13 protein-coding genes are annotated in these 14,603 nt (G+C 72.7%); 8 read left to right on the top strand and 5 right to left on the bottom strand.

The window, feature by feature from the left end; all coding sequences use genetic code 11:
* Nucleotides 1-54 precede the first annotated feature (54 nt).
* Entirely contained in the window at nt 55-1,197 is a 1,143-nt protein-coding gene (locus KGD83_RS07320) for a polyprenyl synthetase family protein (RefSeq protein ID WP_212643107.1), read from the bottom strand.
* A gap of 177 nt (nt 1,198-1,374) precedes the next feature.
* On the opposite strand from KGD83_RS07320, the gene KGD83_RS07315 reads away from it, so the two are divergent.
* From KGD83_RS07315 to KGD83_RS07285, 7 genes are all read left to right on the top strand, one after another.
* Entirely contained in the window at nt 1,375-1,896 is a 522-nt protein-coding gene (locus KGD83_RS07315; RefSeq protein ID WP_212643106.1) for a MarR family winged helix-turn-helix transcriptional regulator, read from the top strand.
* 373 nt (nt 1,897-2,269) lie between these two features.
* On the top strand, nt 2,270-3,826 hold the full coding sequence (locus KGD83_RS07310) for a BCCT family transporter (RefSeq protein ID WP_249352193.1): 1,557 nt from the start codon (nt 2,270-2,272) through the stop codon (nt 3,824-3,826).
* Between the two features lie 30 nt (nt 3,827-3,856).
* The gene (locus KGD83_RS07305; protein ID WP_212643105.1) at nt 3,857-4,330 is read left to right on the top strand and encodes an Hsp20/alpha crystallin family protein; all 474 of its coding nucleotides are present in this window, start codon (nt 3,857-3,859) and stop codon (nt 4,328-4,330) included.
* Between the two features lie 162 nt (nt 4,331-4,492).
* A complete protein-coding gene (locus tag KGD83_RS07300) occupies nt 4,493-5,062 on the top strand; it encodes a copper chaperone PCu(A)C (RefSeq protein WP_212643104.1) in 570 nt (189 codons plus the stop codon).
* Nucleotides 5,062-6,267 (top strand): Dyp-type peroxidase, encoded by a 1,206-nt coding sequence (locus KGD83_RS07295; RefSeq protein WP_212643103.1) that lies wholly within the window; start codon nt 5,062-5,064, stop codon nt 6,265-6,267. The genes KGD83_RS07300 and KGD83_RS07295 overlap by 1 nt, the downstream gene beginning before the upstream one ends.
* 182 nt (nt 6,268-6,449) lie before the next feature.
* The gene (locus tag KGD83_RS07290) at nt 6,450-7,010 is read left to right on the top strand and encodes a hypothetical protein (protein ID WP_212643102.1); all 561 of its coding nucleotides are present in this window, start codon (nt 6,450-6,452) and stop codon (nt 7,008-7,010) included.
* Nucleotides 7,011-7,430: 420 nt separating this feature from the next.
* Nucleotides 7,431-8,132: a sigma-70 family RNA polymerase sigma factor gene (locus tag KGD83_RS07285; protein WP_212643101.1), complete on the top strand. Its 702-nt coding sequence runs from the start codon at nt 7,431-7,433 to the stop codon at nt 8,130-8,132.
* Nucleotides 8,133-8,222: 90 nt separating this feature from the next.
* Here KGD83_RS07285 and KGD83_RS07280 read toward each other — a convergent pair whose 3' ends face one another.
* From KGD83_RS07280 to KGD83_RS07265, 4 genes are all read right to left on the bottom strand, one after another.
* The gene (locus tag KGD83_RS07280; RefSeq protein ID WP_212643100.1) at nt 8,223-9,557 is read right to left on the bottom strand and encodes a M16 family metallopeptidase; all 1,335 of its coding nucleotides are present in this window, start codon (nt 9,555-9,557) and stop codon (nt 8,223-8,225) included.
* A 113-nt stretch (nt 9,558-9,670) separates the two neighbouring features.
* On the bottom strand, nt 9,671-11,974 hold the full coding sequence (locus tag KGD83_RS07275; RefSeq protein WP_212643099.1) for a polyribonucleotide nucleotidyltransferase: 2,304 nt from the start codon (nt 11,972-11,974) through the stop codon (nt 9,671-9,673).
* A gap of 303 nt (nt 11,975-12,277) precedes the next feature.
* On the bottom strand, nt 12,278-12,547 hold the full coding sequence (gene rpsO / locus KGD83_RS07270) for a 30S ribosomal protein S15 (RefSeq protein WP_013154592.1): 270 nt from the start codon (nt 12,545-12,547) through the stop codon (nt 12,278-12,280).
* A 264-nt stretch (nt 12,548-12,811) separates the two neighbouring features.
* Entirely contained in the window at nt 12,812-13,759 is a 948-nt protein-coding gene (locus KGD83_RS07265; protein WP_212643098.1) for a bifunctional riboflavin kinase/FAD synthetase, read from the bottom strand.
* A gap of 471 nt (nt 13,760-14,230) precedes the next feature.
* Between KGD83_RS07265 and KGD83_RS07260 the strand changes: the two genes are divergently transcribed.
* Nucleotides 14,231-14,584: a hypothetical protein gene (locus KGD83_RS07260; RefSeq protein ID WP_212643097.1), complete on the top strand. Its 354-nt coding sequence runs from the start codon at nt 14,231-14,233 to the stop codon at nt 14,582-14,584.
* The last annotated feature ends 19 nt before the right edge of the window (nt 14,585-14,603 follow it).

Raw genomic sequence — 14,603 nt, 5'->3', positions numbered from 1 at the left:
CAGGCACGGTGGTGCTCCTCTCCGGTATTGCTGATACCTTCCCCGCCTGGCGGGTCACACACGGTCACGGGCGATCCGGGAGGCCAGACCGCCCAGCCCCTCCAGCACGTGGGCGGGCGCGTCGAGCCCCTCCAGGCGCGCCCGGCCCTGTTCGGCGAGCTCACGGCACCTGGCCGCGACCAGGTCGCGTGCGCCGAGGCGGTCCAGCGTGTCGGCCGCCTCCGCGGGGTCCACGTCCTCGCCGGGCAGGCCGATCCGGTCGAGCAGCCGCAGCGCGGCGTCGTCCCCGCGCTCGCGGGCCAGGCGGGTGCCGGTCACGAGCAGCAGCGTGCACTTGCCCTCGCGGATGTCCTCGCCCACGGGCTTGCCGGTCCGTGAGCTGTCCCCGTAGACGCCGAGCAGGTCGTCCCTGAGCTGGAAGGCGATGCCCACGTCCCTGCCGTAGCCGCGCAGGGCCCCGACCGCCGCCGGGTCGGCCCCGGCCATCGCCGCGCCCAGGTGCAAGGGGCGTTCGACGCTGTAGGAGGCCGTCTTGAGCAGGTCCACGCGCAGGGCGGCCTCCTCAGAGCGCTCCCGGCGCGCCTGGGCGCGCACGTCGAGGAACTGCCCGGCCATGATCTCGGTGCGCAGTTCACGCCACACGGCCCGGGCCCGGCCGGGCTCGGGCACGCCCGGCAGGGCCTCGTTGAGCATGTCGTCGGCCCAGACCAGGGCCAGGTCGCCCACGAGGACGGCCAGCGCCTCCCCGTACCGGCGGGAGTCGCCGACGTGGCCGTCCCGCTCGTGTTCGAGGGCGTGCGCGGCGTGCACCGAGGGGCGGCCCCTGCGGGTCGGCGAGCCGTCCATGACGTCGTCGTGGACGAGCGCGCAGGTCTGGACGAGTTCGACCGCGGCGCAGGCCTGTCGGGCGGCGCGGGCCGTCTCCCCCGAGGGGGCGCCTCCGCCCGCGAGCCAACCCCACCAGGCGAGCAGGGGCCGCATCCGCTTGCCGCCGTCCAGGGTGAAGCGGACGGTCGTGCCGGCCAGGTCACGGCCGAACTCTCCGTCGAGGTCCTCCGAGTCGCGGAGCCTGCGCTCCAGGTAGTCCTTGAGCGACTCCTCCAGGGCGGAGCGCTCGTCGGCGACTCCGGCGTCCGGCGGGCGCGGGTGCCTGTGGGTGTTCAGGATGGGATTGACGGTGTCCTCCCCGGGTAGCATCCGGACAATGCAACTCGGTTTCCATGAATCTTGGCAACCGAACTACTTCCCCCTCTGCGAGGGTCAAACCCTTCGCTGGTGGGGAGTGCGCCTCCCGGAGAGGGTTCGTGCGTCCCGGTGGCGCTTAGAATTCCAGGAACGGCCGGAGCCACCGGCCACGAACGCGAGAGAGGAACCATGGACACCGCGTCGGCCGCATCCTCTCCCACCGGCTTCGAAGGGTCCGGAACCGCGGATCCCGAGGTCAGGTCGCGGGCCGAACTCTACGACGCGTTGCAGACCGACGGGCAGCGACTCGCCGTACGGCTCATCCGCATGCTGCACCGGATGGCGGAGCGCTCGGGGATGAACCCGACCGACTTCCAGTGCTACACACTGCTGCGGGTGGGCGGTTCCATGACGCCGGGCGAGATAGCCGACAGCCTGTGCCTGTCCACCGGTTCGGTGACCGGGGTGATCGACCGGCTGGAGGCGCACGGCCTGGCCGAGCGCACCCGCCATCCCGAGGACCGGCGCAAGGTCGCCGTCCGGCTGACCGGCGACGCCGCGCGCCTGGGCCCCGCCACCGCGCCCGGCATGCGCGAGGCGATGACGAACGCGCACGCCGACTACTCGCTGGAGGAGCTGGCCACGATCACGGACTGGCTGGACCGGATCGGCACGGCTCTGGACCGGCTGTCCGCGAAGACGGAGCCGTGAGTCCGAAGGGGCGACGGTGGCGGTGACGGCCGTGAGCATGGCACCCGCAGGGGACGAGCGGAACGGGGGTGACCTCTCCTACCCCGATACGTGCGGACATATGCAGTCATGTGTCCAGTCAGGGCCCATGGCACCGCAAGGGATATTTCGCCGCTCGTAGGACAACACTCCACGATTGTGCAATTGCTTCACGAAAAGGCTTCTGGCATCTACCATCCCACGGGACATGTCCGTGGGCCGGTGCCCGCACCGGTCCGTCATCCCCCGACCAGGGAAAGCGACCCTCCGGGGCTGGGAAGGAGCCAGCATCTCATCCCTACGCGAGTACATCCGAGAACACACCAACCCCACGGTCTTCGGGGTTTCCGGGGTCGTGATCCTCGCCTTCGTCATCGTCGGCATCGTGGCCACCGAGCCGATGCTCAACGCGGCCACCGCCACGCGCGACTGGATAGGCGAGAAGCTGGGCTGGGTCTACGTCCTGTCCACCACCTTCTTCCTGGTGATGGCGATCTTCCTCATGCTGAGCCGGTTCGGGAAGATCCGGCTGGGCCCGGCCGACTCCAGGCCCGAGTTCGGGACGCTGGCCTGGTTCGCCATGCTGTTCACCACCGGCATGGGCATCGGCCTGGTGTTCTGGGGAGTGTCGGAGCCCATCCACCACCTGACCTCGCCGCGCTCCGCCGAGTTCGTCACCCCCGAGGGTGAACCGCCCCCGCCCGAAGCGGCGGGCGAGGCCCTGGCCCTGAGCTACTTCCACTGGAGCTTCCACCCCTGGGCCATCTACATCGCACTCGGCCTGTCGCTGGGCTACTTCGCCTTCCGCAAGGGCCTGCCCCTGCGCCCCGCCTCCGCGCTCTACCCCCTCCTGGGCGACCGGGCCTTCGGCTGGCCCGGGAACGTCGTGGACATCCTCGCCATCTTCGGCACGATCTTCGGCCTGGCCACCTCGCTGGGCCTGGGCACCCTCCAGATCAACGGCGGGCTCAACCACGTCTTCGGCATCCCCTCGAACGCCACCGTGCAGTCGATCATCATCATCCTCATCACCGCGATCGCGCTCTTCAGCGTGCTCTCGGGCATCGACAAGGGCATCCGCCGCCTGTCGATGATCAACCTGTGGCTGGCCTTCCTGCTGCTGGTGGTCGTCTTCGCACTGGGCCCCAAGCTGTGGATCGCCAGCATCATGACCACCGGCGCGGGCGAGTACCTGGGCAACATCGTCGAGTGGAGCCTGGCCTTCCCGAGCCCGCTCGTCGACGAGACGGCGGCGGCCTGGACCACCGCGTGGCCCATCTTCTACTGGGGCTGGTGGATCTCCTGGGCCCCGTTCGTGGGCATCTTCCTGGCCCGGATCTCCTACGGCCGCACCATCCGCGAGTTCGTCATCGGGGCGCTGTTCGCACCCGTCGCCGTGTCCATCCTGTGGTTCGGGGTGTTCGGCGGCTCAGGCCTGTACTACGAGCTGTTCGGGGACGCCGGACTGAGCGCGCTGAGCGAGGAGGACCGGTCCTTCCGCCTCCTGGAGCTGCTGCCCGGGGGGCCGCTCATCGGCGGCATCATCTCCGTACTGCTGATCATCGTGGTGGCGGTCTTCTTCGTCACCTCCTCCGACTCCGGCTCCCTGGTGGTGGACACGCTCGCCAGCGGGGGGAGCCTCAAGCCGGTCAAGGCCCAGCGCGCCTTCTGGGCGATCAGCGAGGGCGCGGTCACCCTGATCCTGCTGGTGCTGGGCGGGGAGAACGCGCTGTCGGCGCTCCAGGCCGCGTCGGTGGTCACAGGTCTGCCCTTCGCGATCATCCTGCTACTCATGGTCTGGGGCCTGATGAAGGCGCTGTCGGAGGAACCCAGGCCCGGAGGCCCCAGGGAGCAGCGCGCCGAGGACCGGCCCCGGTCCGACCGCTCCCCGGAGAAGCAGGCGCGCGACTAGCTCCCGTCAGCACGAGGAAAGGAGGCCGCCGTGGCGCCGAAGAAGTTCCAAAACCCCTTCCACGGTGTGGTGGACATGATCACCGAGATGAACCGCATCTCCGACAGCATGTCCTCGATGGAGACCGGCAACGCCGGTGAACGCGAGCGCGGGCACGCCGACGCGTGGAGCCCGCCCACCGACATCCTCGCCCGGGGCAACGACCTGATCGTCCGCTGCGAGGTCCCCGGGGTCCAGGAGCAGGACGTGGCCGTGAGCCTGAACAACGGCATCCTCACCATCAGCGGCGAGCGCCGCCGGGACGGGGACGACGTCGTCTACTACTCCTCCGAGAGGTTCATGGGCACGTTCCGCCGGGAGATCAGCCTCCCGGAGGCCGTGGACGAGGAGGACATCGAGGCCAGCTACGGCGAGGGGCTGCTGGAGGTGGTGGTGCACGGCGCCGCCAACGCCCGCGGGCCCAAGCGCATCACCGTCCGCAAGCGGACGCCGAAGAGGTCCTAGCAACCGCCGACGGGGCGGGTCCGGCCGTGCCGGGCCCGCCCCGTCGGCGTGCGCGGACCGTTCGCGGCGCGGGGCACCCGGACGCCGGGAACCGGACGGCCCCGCGATCCGACCCGTAGGGGGAACGGCCGCGAGAACGCGGCTCGTACCCCTGGAGGGAACATGGACCGCATCCGCACCAGCCGTACCGCATGGGCCGCCTCGCTGCTCTGCCTCGGCCTCGGCCTCACCGCCTGCGGCGGGGCGGAGGAGCAGGGCGCCGCCCCTGCGGAGGAGGCCGCCGACAGCGCGGCGACCGCCGCCGACGCCTTCTCCGCGACCGACCCCTGGATCAAGGCCGTCACCGCCGAGGAGGGGATGACCGGCGTCTTCGGTGTGCTGGCCAACGGCTCCGACGAGGAGATCACCGTCGTCTCGGCCGACTACGACGCGGCCGGGCTGGTCGAGCTGCACGAGGTCGTCTCCGAGGGGACCGACGCCACCATGCGCGAGAAGGAGGGCGGGTTCTCGATCCCCGCCGGGGGCAGCGCCGCCCTGGAGCCCGGCGGAGACCACATCATGCTCATGGAGCTGACCGAGGACCTCCGGCCGGGAGCCGAGGCGACCGTCACCGTGGAGTTCTCCGACGGCTCCACCACCGAGTTCACCGCCGCGGTCAAGGACTACGCCGGGGCCGACGAGGAGTACGAGGGCGGCGAGGCGCACGGGGACGAAGGGCACGGGGACCACTGATGGGCGGCGAGTCCCGGCTCAGCCGCAGAGGGCTGCTCCTGGGCGGCGCGGCGGCCGGTGTCGGCGCGGCCGGGGGCGCGCTCGCCCACCGGTGGGCCGCGGAACCCGCCGCGGCCCCCCAGGCGCCCCCGCTCAACGGCACGCTGACCGTGCCGTTCCACGGCGTGCGGCAGGCGGGCGTGGAGACCCCGCCGCAGACGCACGGCACCTTCGTCGCGCTGGACCTGGAACCGGGGACGGACGCGGACGCGGTCGGCCGGCTCCTGCGGCTGCTCAGCGACGACGCGGCCCGCCTGTCCCGGGGCGAGCCCGCCCTGGCCGACACCGAGCCCGAACTCGCCCTGGTCCCGGCCCGGCTCACCACCACGTTCGGGTTCGGACGGGGTCTGGTGGAGCGGGTGGACCCCGACGCGGTGCCGGACTGGCTCGGGCCCCTGCCCGAGTTCGGGCACGACCGGCTCGACCCGGCGTGGGGCGAGGCGGACCTGCTGCTCCAGGTGTGCGCGGACGACCCCGTGACCGTCTCCCACGCGGTGCGGATGATGCTCAAGGACGCGCGGGCGTTCGCGCGGGTGCGGTGGACGCAGAGCGGTTTCCGCCGGGCCCACGGCTCCCAGCCCGAGGGCACCAGCATGCGCAACCTGATGGGACAGGTGGACGGGACCGTCAACCCGGCGCCGGGAACCGCGGACTTCGACCGGTTGGTCTGGGGCGGGAACCCGCCGCGGTGGCTCAAGGGGGGCACGAGCCTGGTACTGCGCCGCATCGCCACCCACCTGGACGCCTGGGACGAGCTGGACCGGCCCGCCCGGGAGGCGGTCATCGGCCGCCGCCTGGACGACGGCGCGCCGCTGACCGGTGCCGAGGAGCACGACGAGGCGGACCTGGAAGCCACGGACTCCTCCGGGCTGACCGTCATCGCGGACTTCGCGCACATCAGGCGGGCCCGCACCGACGACCCGGACCAGCGTATCTTCCGACGCGCCTACAACTACGACGAACGCGGCTCGGGCGGCGAGGAGGCGGGGCTGCTGTTCGCCTCCTTCCAGGCCGACCCGCTGCGCCAGTTCGTGCCCATCCAGCGGAGCCTGGACGAGCTGGACCTGCTCAACGAGTGGGTGACCGCCGTGGGCTCGGCCGTGTTCGCCGTCCCGCCGGGCTGCGCGGAGGGAGGGTACGTGGGGCAGACCCTGCTGGAGGGGTGAGGCGTCCCGGGCCCCGGGAGCGGGCCCGCCGGAGGGGCCGCCGGGCAGGCGGAGAACCGGGGCGCCCCGGTCCCGGAGGCCGCCTCCGGCCTCCGGGACCGTGTGAGGGGGCGCTTCCGCGCGGACGACCACTCGGCCCACCCCCCTGGGCGGGGACCCGGAACGGGTGCGACGATGAACCCATGACGGAGCGGCCACCCCTGCGCGCGGCCCGCGCCGGGGTGTTCGCCTCGGTGTGCTCCGCCGTGTCCGTGGGCGGCCACGCGCTGTCCTCCGAGCACGCCGTCCCCTTGGGCGGACTGCTCTTCGGCGCCGTCCTGGTCTACGCCTCCGCCTGGGCCGCGACCGGCCGCGAGCGCGGACTCGGCGCGATCGCCGGATGGATGGCGTGGGGCCAGCTGGCCCTGCACCTGGTCTTCTCCACGGCCCAGGCGGCGGGCGCCCACGGCGCCCACGCGGCCGACCCCGCCGCCGTAGAGGCCGCCTCGGGCGGCGCCCGGATGCTCGTCGCCCACCTCGTGGCGGGCGCCGTGTGCGCCTGGTGGCTGCGTCAGGGCGAGGCGGCGCTCTTCGCCTACCTGCGCTTGGCCGCCGCCGCGCTGCTACCCGTCCTGGTGCTCGCGGTCCCGCGGCTGGTGCCCGAGCGGGTGCCCTCGGCCCCGCTCCCCGATCGCGGGACGCCCGCCCCGGCAGCGCCCTACCTCCGGCACAGCCTGGTTCTGCGGGGGCCGCCCGCGGCGTAGGCCGTGTTCGACCGCGCCACCGTCCGCCGCACGGCGGTCGGCGTCCGCGAACACGCGCCGGGCCGCTGACCCGGCCCCTGCCCGCCCACGCGCCGCCAGTGCGCCTTGCGCCTCGACGACCGCGTTCCGCGGGGTGACCGGCTCCGAGCCGTCCTCGCGCCGCGCCGCGTCCCCGGAGGGAACGGCCGCGCGGTCCCGGCTCCGCCCGGGCGGACACGGGTGTCCGGGTCAGCGCCCCCCACGCCGCGTCCTCCGCACCGCCGCGCCTCCGCGCGTGCGTCCGGAGGCGTGTCCGGTCCCCGCGTGCCCGGAACCGGCCCCCGTCGGGGGCCGGCCGCGCACGCTCCCGTCACCGCGCGCACCACCGTCCGAGGCCACCGGCCGCCGGACCGCTGGTGCACGCCGGAACCCGGAGCACCGATGCCCACCGACACCCTCTTCCAGGAGCAGCGCCCGGCACGGGCGCGCCGTTCCCGCCCCGACCGCCCGGCGCGCCGTCCGCGGCGCGACCACCGCACCGACCCGCCGAGGTCCCCCGCGGCGGGCGAAGCGGACGAGCCCGTCCGTTCGCAGGCCTCCCCCCGGGCGGAGGAACGCTGGCGCGAACGGGACGGCGAACTCGACCGGCTGGCGCTCGCCGCCCGCGAGGGCTCGGCCGCCGCGCTCGACGCGTTCGTCCGGCGCACCCGTCCCGACGTCGTCCGCTACATCGCCCGCAGGGTCCACCCCGACCGCGTCGAGGATCTGAGCCAGGAGACCTACCTGCGGGCCCTGCGCGGCCTGCCGCGCTTCGCCGGACGCGCCCCGGCGCGGACCTGGCTGCTGGCCATCGCCCGCAACACCGTCGCCGACCGCTACCGCCGCGACGCGGCCCGCCCCGACTGCGTACACCCCGCCGACTGGGACCTGCTGCCCGGCCGGACCGTCCGGTTCGACGAGCACGTGGCCCTGCTCTGCCTGCTGGACGGCCTCGCGGCCGAGCGGCGGCAGGCGTTCGTGCTCACCCAGGTGGAGGGCCTGTCCTACGCCGAGGCGGCACGGCTGGCCGACGTGCCCGTGGGCACGATCCGCTCGCGGGTCGCCCGGGCCCGCGGCGACCTGGTGCGCGGGCTCACCGCCTGAGGGCGCAACGCGACGGCCCCGGTCCGCTCCGCGTGCGCGGAGCGGACCGGGGCCGTGTACGTCACGGCGGCGCCGTTCCCGGCCGGCCGGTCAGAAGACCCGGTCGGCCGCGTAGGGGCCGATCACGGCGAGCGCGCGCGGCCGCGACAGCAGGTCGGCCGCCACCTCGGCCACCTCCGCGCCGGTGACCGCGTCGAACAGCGCCAGGCTCTCGTCGATCGAGTAGTGTCCGGGCCGGTTCAGCTCGTGCGAGAGCAGTCGCCCCATCCGCGCGTTGGTGCCCTCGCTGCCCAGCACCAGCGAGCCCTGGATCTGGCCCTTGGCGCGGGTCAGCTCCTCCTCGGTGATGCCCGAGGCGGCCACCTTCGCCAGCTCCTCGCGGCACACCCCGATGACCTCGTCGGCCTTCTCCGGCAGGCAGCCCGCGTAGATCTGGAAGCTGCCGGTGTCGGCGTAGTCGGCGTTGTAGGCGTGCACAGCGTAGGCCAGACCGCGCTTCTCCCGCACCTCCTGGAACAGGCGCGAGGACATACCGCCGCCCAGGGCGGCGCTGAGCAGCCGCAGCGCGTGCCACCGCGGGTCGGTGCGGCAGAGCCCCTCCGACCCCAGGATGATGTGCGCCTGCTCGGTCTCGCGCGACTGCACGACAGTGCCGCCGTAGGTGGCGACCGGCGAGCCGCCGATGCGGGGGCGCGCGGGACGGGCGTCCCCGGCGGCGGCCGAGTGCCCGGCGAACAGAGCACGGACCTGCTCCACCACCAGGTCGTGGTCCAGGCTGCCCGCGGCGGTCACGATCAGCTCGCCGGGCACGTAGGCGTCGCGGTACTGCTCGGCGATGCGGTCGCGGGAGAGCGCCCCGATGGTGTCGGTGGTGCCCAGGATCGGTCGGCCCAGCGGCGAGTCGCCGAAGAAGTGCGCGGCGAAGACGTCGTCCACCAGGTCGGCGGGCTCGTCCTCGTACATGGCGATCTCCTCCAGGATCACGCCCCGCTCGGTCTCCACCTCGCCCTCGTCGAGCACCGAGTTGGCCACCATGTCACCGATGACGTCGACGGCCAGCGGCAGGTCGCGGTCGAGCACCTTCGCGTAGTAGCAGGTGTGCTCCTTGGTGGTGTAGGCGTTGTGGTCGGCGCCCACACCGTCCAGCAGCGCGGAGATCTCCAGCGCCGAGCGCTCCTTGGTCCCCTTGAACAGCAGGTGCTCCAGGAAGTGCGCCGAGCCCGCGTGCGCGGAGTCCTCGTCACGGGAACCCGTGGTCGCCGAGATCCCGAACGCGGCGGAGCGCACGCCCGGCACCGCCTCGGTGACCACGCGCAGGCCGCCCGGCAGCACCGTGCGGCGCACCAGTCCGGTACCGCCGTCCGGCTCCAGCAGCGTCACGGTCGTGTCCGGGTCCTGCTCGGCGGCGATGGGGACAGAGCTCATGGATCCTTCTTCTTCGTCGGGACGTCGGTGGCCGGTCCACCCGGCGGTTCCGGCCGAGGATACGCGCCGGGGCGGCCGCACCCAAGGTGCGACCGCCCCGGCGTCGGTCAGGATCAGGTGTTCTCCGAACGCCCGCCCGAGCTGCGGCGGCGGCGACGGCGCGGGGCCTCCCCGCCGTTCCTGTCGCCGTCCTCCTCCTCGGCCGGGGAGCCCTCGTCCTCGGCGGCGGGGGCGGCCTGGGCCGACTCGGCCTCCACGACCTCGACCGGGACCAGCGACAGCTTGCCGCGGTCGTCGATCTCGCGGATCTCGACCTGGATCTTCTCGCCGATGCTGATCACGTCGTCGAGGTTCTCGATCCGCTTGCCGCCGTGCAGCTTGCGGATCTGCGAGATGTGCAGCAGGCCGTCCTTGCCGGGCAGCAGCGACACGAACGCGCCGAACGTGGTCGTCTTGACGACGGTGCCCAGGTAGCGGTCGCCGACCTCGGGCATCGTCGGGTTCGCGATCTGGTTGATCGTGTCCCGCGCGGCCTCGGCCGAGGGGCCGTCGGTGGCGCCGATGTAGATCGTGCCGTCGTCCTCGATGGTGATCTCGGCGCCGGTGTCGTCCTGGATCGAGTTGATCATCTTGCCCTTGGGGCCGATGACCTCGCCGATCTTCTCCACCGGGACCTTGACGGTGAGGATGCGCGGAGCGTTCGGGCTCATCTCGGCCGGACGCTCGATGGCCTCCTGCATGACGTCGAGGATGGCCAGGCGCGCGCCGCGGGCCTGCTGGAGCGCGAGCGCCAGCTGCTCGGCGGGGATGCCGTCGAGCTTGGTGTCCAGCTGCAGGGCCGTGATGAGCTCACGGGTACCGGCGACCTTGAAGTCCATGTCGCCGAACGCGTCCTCGGCGCCCAGGATGTCGGTGAGGGTGACGAACTCGTCGCCCTCGCTGATCAGACCCATGGCGATGCCCGACACCATCTCCTTGAGGGGCACGCCGGCCGCCATCAGGGACATGGTGGAGGCGCAGACCGAGCCCATCGAGGTGGAGCCGTTGGAGCCCAGGGCCTCCGACACCTGACGGATGGCGTAGGGGAACTCCTCGCGGGCGGGCAGGACCGGGAGCAGGGCGCGCTCGGCGAGGGCGCCGTGCCCGATCTCGCGCCGCTTGGGCGAGCCCACCCGACCGGTCTCACCGGTGGAGTAGGGCGGGAAGTTGTAGTTGTGCATGTAGCGCTTGGTCTTGTCCGGGTTGAGCGTGTCAACCGTCTGCTCCATGCGCAGCATGTTGAGCGTGGTGACACCCATGATCTGGGTCTCGCCGCGCTCGAAGAGGGCCGAGCCGTGCACCCGCGGCAGGATGCCGACCTCGGCGCTCAGCTGGCGGATGTCCTTGGGGCCGCGGCCGTCGATGCGGATCCCGTCGCGCAGCACGCGCTCGCGCATGAGCTGCTTGCTCAGGGAGCGGAAGGCGGCGCCGATCTCCTTCTCGCGGCCCTCGAAGTCCTCGGCGAGCTTCTCGGCGGCCGAGGCCTTGACGCGGTCCAGCTCGGTCTCGCGGTCCTGCTTGTCCGCGATGGTCAGCGCCTTGGACAGCTCCTCGCGGACGGCGCCCTCGACGGCGGCGTACACGTCGTCCTCGTAGTCGAGGAAGATCGGGAACTCGCCCTGCTCGCGGCTGGTCTGGTCGGCGACGGCCTGCTGGGCCTTGCACAGGACCTTGATGAAGGGCTTGGCGGCCTCCAGGCCCTCGGCGACGGTCTGCTCGTTGGGGCCGACGGCCCCCTCGGCGACCAGCTTGAGGGTGCGGACCGTGGACTCGGCCTCCACCATCATGATGGCGACGTCGCCGTCGGCCAGGACGCGGCCGGCGACCACCATGTCGAAGGTGGCGTTCTCCAGCTCGGCGTGGGTCGGGAAGCCCACCCACTGGCCGTCGATGAGGGCGACGCGCACGCCGCCGATCGGGCCGGAGAAGGGCAGCCCGGCGATCTGGGTGGACATCGAGGCCGCGTTGATGGCGACGACGTCGTACAGGTGCTCGGGGTGCAGGGCCAGGACCGTCTCGACGATCTGGATCTCGTTGCGCAGGCCCTTCCTGAACGACGGGCGCAGCGGCCGGTCGATCAGGCGGCAGGTGAGGATGGCGTCCTCGGAGGGGCGGCCCTCACGCCGGAAGAAGGAGCCGGGGATGCGGCCCGCGGCGTACATGCGCTCCTCGACGTCCACCGTCAGGGGGAAGAAGTCGAGGTTGTCCTTGGGGCGCTTCGAGGCGGTGGTGGCGGACAGGACGACGGTCTCGTCGTCCAGGTACACCGTGGCCGACCCGGCGGCCTGGCGGGCCAGGCGACCGGTCTCGAAGCGGATGGTGCGGGTGCCGAAGGAGCCGTTGTCGATGACGGCTTCGGCCGAGTACACGCCCTCCATGGGCGACCTCCTACTACACGTGTTCGCGTTCGTGGCGCCGGGCACGGAAGGCGTGCCGGCGCTGGTGATTCGTTTCCCGCGTCCGTGCCCCGGAGTTGATGACGGCCGGTCATCGATCGAAGCCCACGGCATGCCCTGAGGGAATGTCCGGGGACCACTACCGAGGACCGGCCCCGACTCTGCGCCGGGGTGGGGAGCGGGTGTTTCTCACTGTGGAATTGGGGTGGACGGCGGTGTTCGACCACCGTCGCGTCACACCTTACTAACAAAGCGGGAGCGGCCGAAGCCACTCCCGCCGACAACCTAGCGGCGCAGACCCAGGCGCTCGATGAGCGAGCGGTAGCGGGTGATGTCCTGCTTGGCGATGTACTTGAGCAGACGGCGGCGGCGACCGACCATCAGCAGCAGACCGCGGCGGCTGTGGTGGTCGTGCTTGTGGCCCTTGAGGTGCTCGGTCAGCTCGGTGATGCGGTGCGTGAGCAGCGCGACCTGGACCTCGGGGGAACCGGTGTCACCCTCGCCGGTGGCGTACTCGGCGATGATCTTCTCTTTGGTGGCGGTGTCGATCGACACGTCGCTCCTTCACTGGAAAGTCGGTACGCGGTGTGGAACCCGGTATGCGACCGGGAACAGACGCGGTGACCGCGCGTACGAACAGTCACCGTCGCGTGTGGTGCGCGGCCCGCCGCCGACGGCGTGGGTGCGCCGCGCTCCCCCGGCGACGGTACGCGCGGAGGCGACCGGCCGTGGGCACACGTGGACAGCGACCACCCTACCGCAGACCACGAGGTGGCGGGCCGTGGCCGGGCGCGGACCGGGTCTCCCCCGTTCCGCGCCCTACCCCGCGCGCAGGACCTCGCGGCAGCGGTCGACGTCCCGGCGCATGGCGACGATCAGCTCGTCGATGCTGTCGAAGCGCTCCTGACCGCGGATGTGCACCGTGAAGTCCACCGTCATGCGCAGCCCGTACAGGTCCAGGTCGTCGCGGTCCAGGGCGTAGGCCTCCACGGTGCGCTCGGCGCCGTCGAACGTGGGGTTGGTGCCCACGGAGATGGCGGCGGGCCAGCGCGACTCCTGCCCGGGCACGGGCTCGGAGCGGTGGAGCCAGCCCGCGTAGACGCCGTCGCCGGGGACGGCGGTGTCGGGGAGCAGGTCCATGTTGGCGGTGGGGAAGCCCAGCAGCTCGCGGCCGCGCGCGGCTCCGTGCACCACCTCGCCCCCGACCCGGTGCGGGCGGCCCAGCAGCTCGGCGGCCCCGGCCACGTCGCCCTCGGCGAGCAGCCCGCGCACGCGCGTGGAGGTGATGGTGTCGCCGTCCGCGACCAGGGCGACCCCGTCGGCGGTGAAGCCGTACTCGGCCCCCAGCGCGGCCAGAGCGGCGACGTCGCCCGCGGCGCGGTGGCCGAAGCGGAAGTCCTCTCCCACGACCACGGCCGCGGCGTGCAGGCGGTCGACCAGGACGCGCTGGACGAACTCCTCCGGCGTCAGGGACGACAGGTCCTTGGTGAAGGGCAGGACGCAGACGGCGTCGGCGCCGTACCCGGTCAGCAGTTCCACCCGCCGCTCAAGGGGGGTGAGTACCGGCGGGGTGGTGCCGCGCAGCACCGTCTGCGGGTGGGGGTCGAAGGTCACCACGGCGACCGGGAGGCCGAGTTCGCGCCCGTGCCCGACCGCGGTCTCCAGGATGGCCTGGTGGCCACGGTGCACTCCGTCGAACACGCCGACCGCCACCACGGAGCGCCCCCACCCGGAGGGAACGCCCTCCAGCCCGTCCCATCGCCGCACGTCCGGCTCCCCTGCTCGTCGCTGCTCGTGGTCCGCGCGGAGCCCGTGGCGCCCAGCGCGCCCGGAACCCGCACGAACCAAGGGTGCCACGTCCGCGGGTCCCCCACCGACACAAGGGGTGTGTGGCCCAGCACACGCCGGGCCACGCCCCACGGGCTCTCGAAGGCCAGCGCCTTCCCTAGCGGTGGTGGGCGCCGGCCCGCCACCGGTCATCCTCGACGACGTTCGTCTCACGTATCACGATGTATCACGTTGCTGCGCGGGCATATGGATTCACTGGACGGACGACGGCGAAGCGCAGATCACTCGCCCCGGAGTCTCTCCGCAGGAGGTCGAGGAAGCGGTCCGGTCCCCCTACTGGACGTTTCCCCTGCTGGACGTTGGCCGGGCGCGAGGGGACCACCGTTCCTGGTACGTGGTGACCGCCCGGGAGACGACCTCCAAGGAGCGGAGGACGCTCCAACGGAAGGCGTGACGATCATGGATGACGGGCGGCTCGACGAACTGGCCGGGTACCAAGGCCAACACGGCATCAGCGAGGACATCGAGTCGGCCGAGCCGGAACGGCGCGGTCCCGGCCCCGGGGACCGGGTCATGGTCGTGTCCTCGGTCCGCCAGCCCGAGCGCACCATGGACCGGCTTCGCGGGGCCGCGTCGGCCAAGGACGTGAAACCGACCGCGCTCATGCGCCGTTGGCTCGAGGAGCGCCTGGAGCTGGAGGAGCGGACCGCAGGGCCCGACCCCGGACGCCTCGGCCTGCTCTCCCAGGCGATGCACCGCGTCGTCCGGGAGGAACTGGAGGACGCCGGGCTCCGCCACCGCTGAGGCCCGGGCGCCCGCCCGG

This window comes from Nocardiopsis akebiae (assembly GCF_018316795.1).
GTDB lineage: Bacteria > Actinomycetota > Actinomycetes > Streptosporangiales > Streptosporangiaceae > Nocardiopsis > Nocardiopsis dassonvillei.
Note: the sequence above shows the minus strand (reverse complement) of the source record. Positions and strands in the feature narration are given on the sequence as shown.

What these genes read in the sequence shown, in the direction of transcription:
- KGD83_RS07320 (WP_212643107.1), bottom strand. Translation starts at nt 1,197, where the DNA reads ATGCTACCCGGGGAGGACACCGTCAATCCCATCCTGAACACCCACAGG.
- KGD83_RS07315 (WP_212643106.1), top strand. Translation starts at nt 1,375, where the DNA reads ATGGACACCGCGTCGGCCGCATCCTCTCCCACCGGCTTCGAAGGGTCC.
- KGD83_RS07300 (WP_212643104.1), top strand. Translation starts at nt 4,493, where the DNA reads ATGGACCGCATCCGCACCAGCCGTACCGCATGGGCCGCCTCGCTGCTC.
- KGD83_RS07295 (WP_212643103.1), top strand. Translation starts at nt 5,062, where the DNA reads ATGGGCGGCGAGTCCCGGCTCAGCCGCAGAGGGCTGCTCCTGGGCGGC.
- KGD83_RS07290 (WP_212643102.1), top strand. Translation starts at nt 6,450, where the DNA reads ATGACGGAGCGGCCACCCCTGCGCGCGGCCCGCGCCGGGGTGTTCGCC.
- KGD83_RS07285 (WP_212643101.1), top strand. Translation starts at nt 7,431, where the DNA reads ATGCCCACCGACACCCTCTTCCAGGAGCAGCGCCCGGCACGGGCGCGC.
- KGD83_RS07280 (WP_212643100.1), bottom strand. Translation starts at nt 9,557, where the DNA reads ATGAGCTCTGTCCCCATCGCCGCCGAGCAGGACCCGGACACGACCGTG.
- KGD83_RS07275 (WP_212643099.1), bottom strand. Translation starts at nt 11,974, where the DNA reads ATGGAGGGCGTGTACTCGGCCGAAGCCGTCATCGACAACGGCTCCTTC.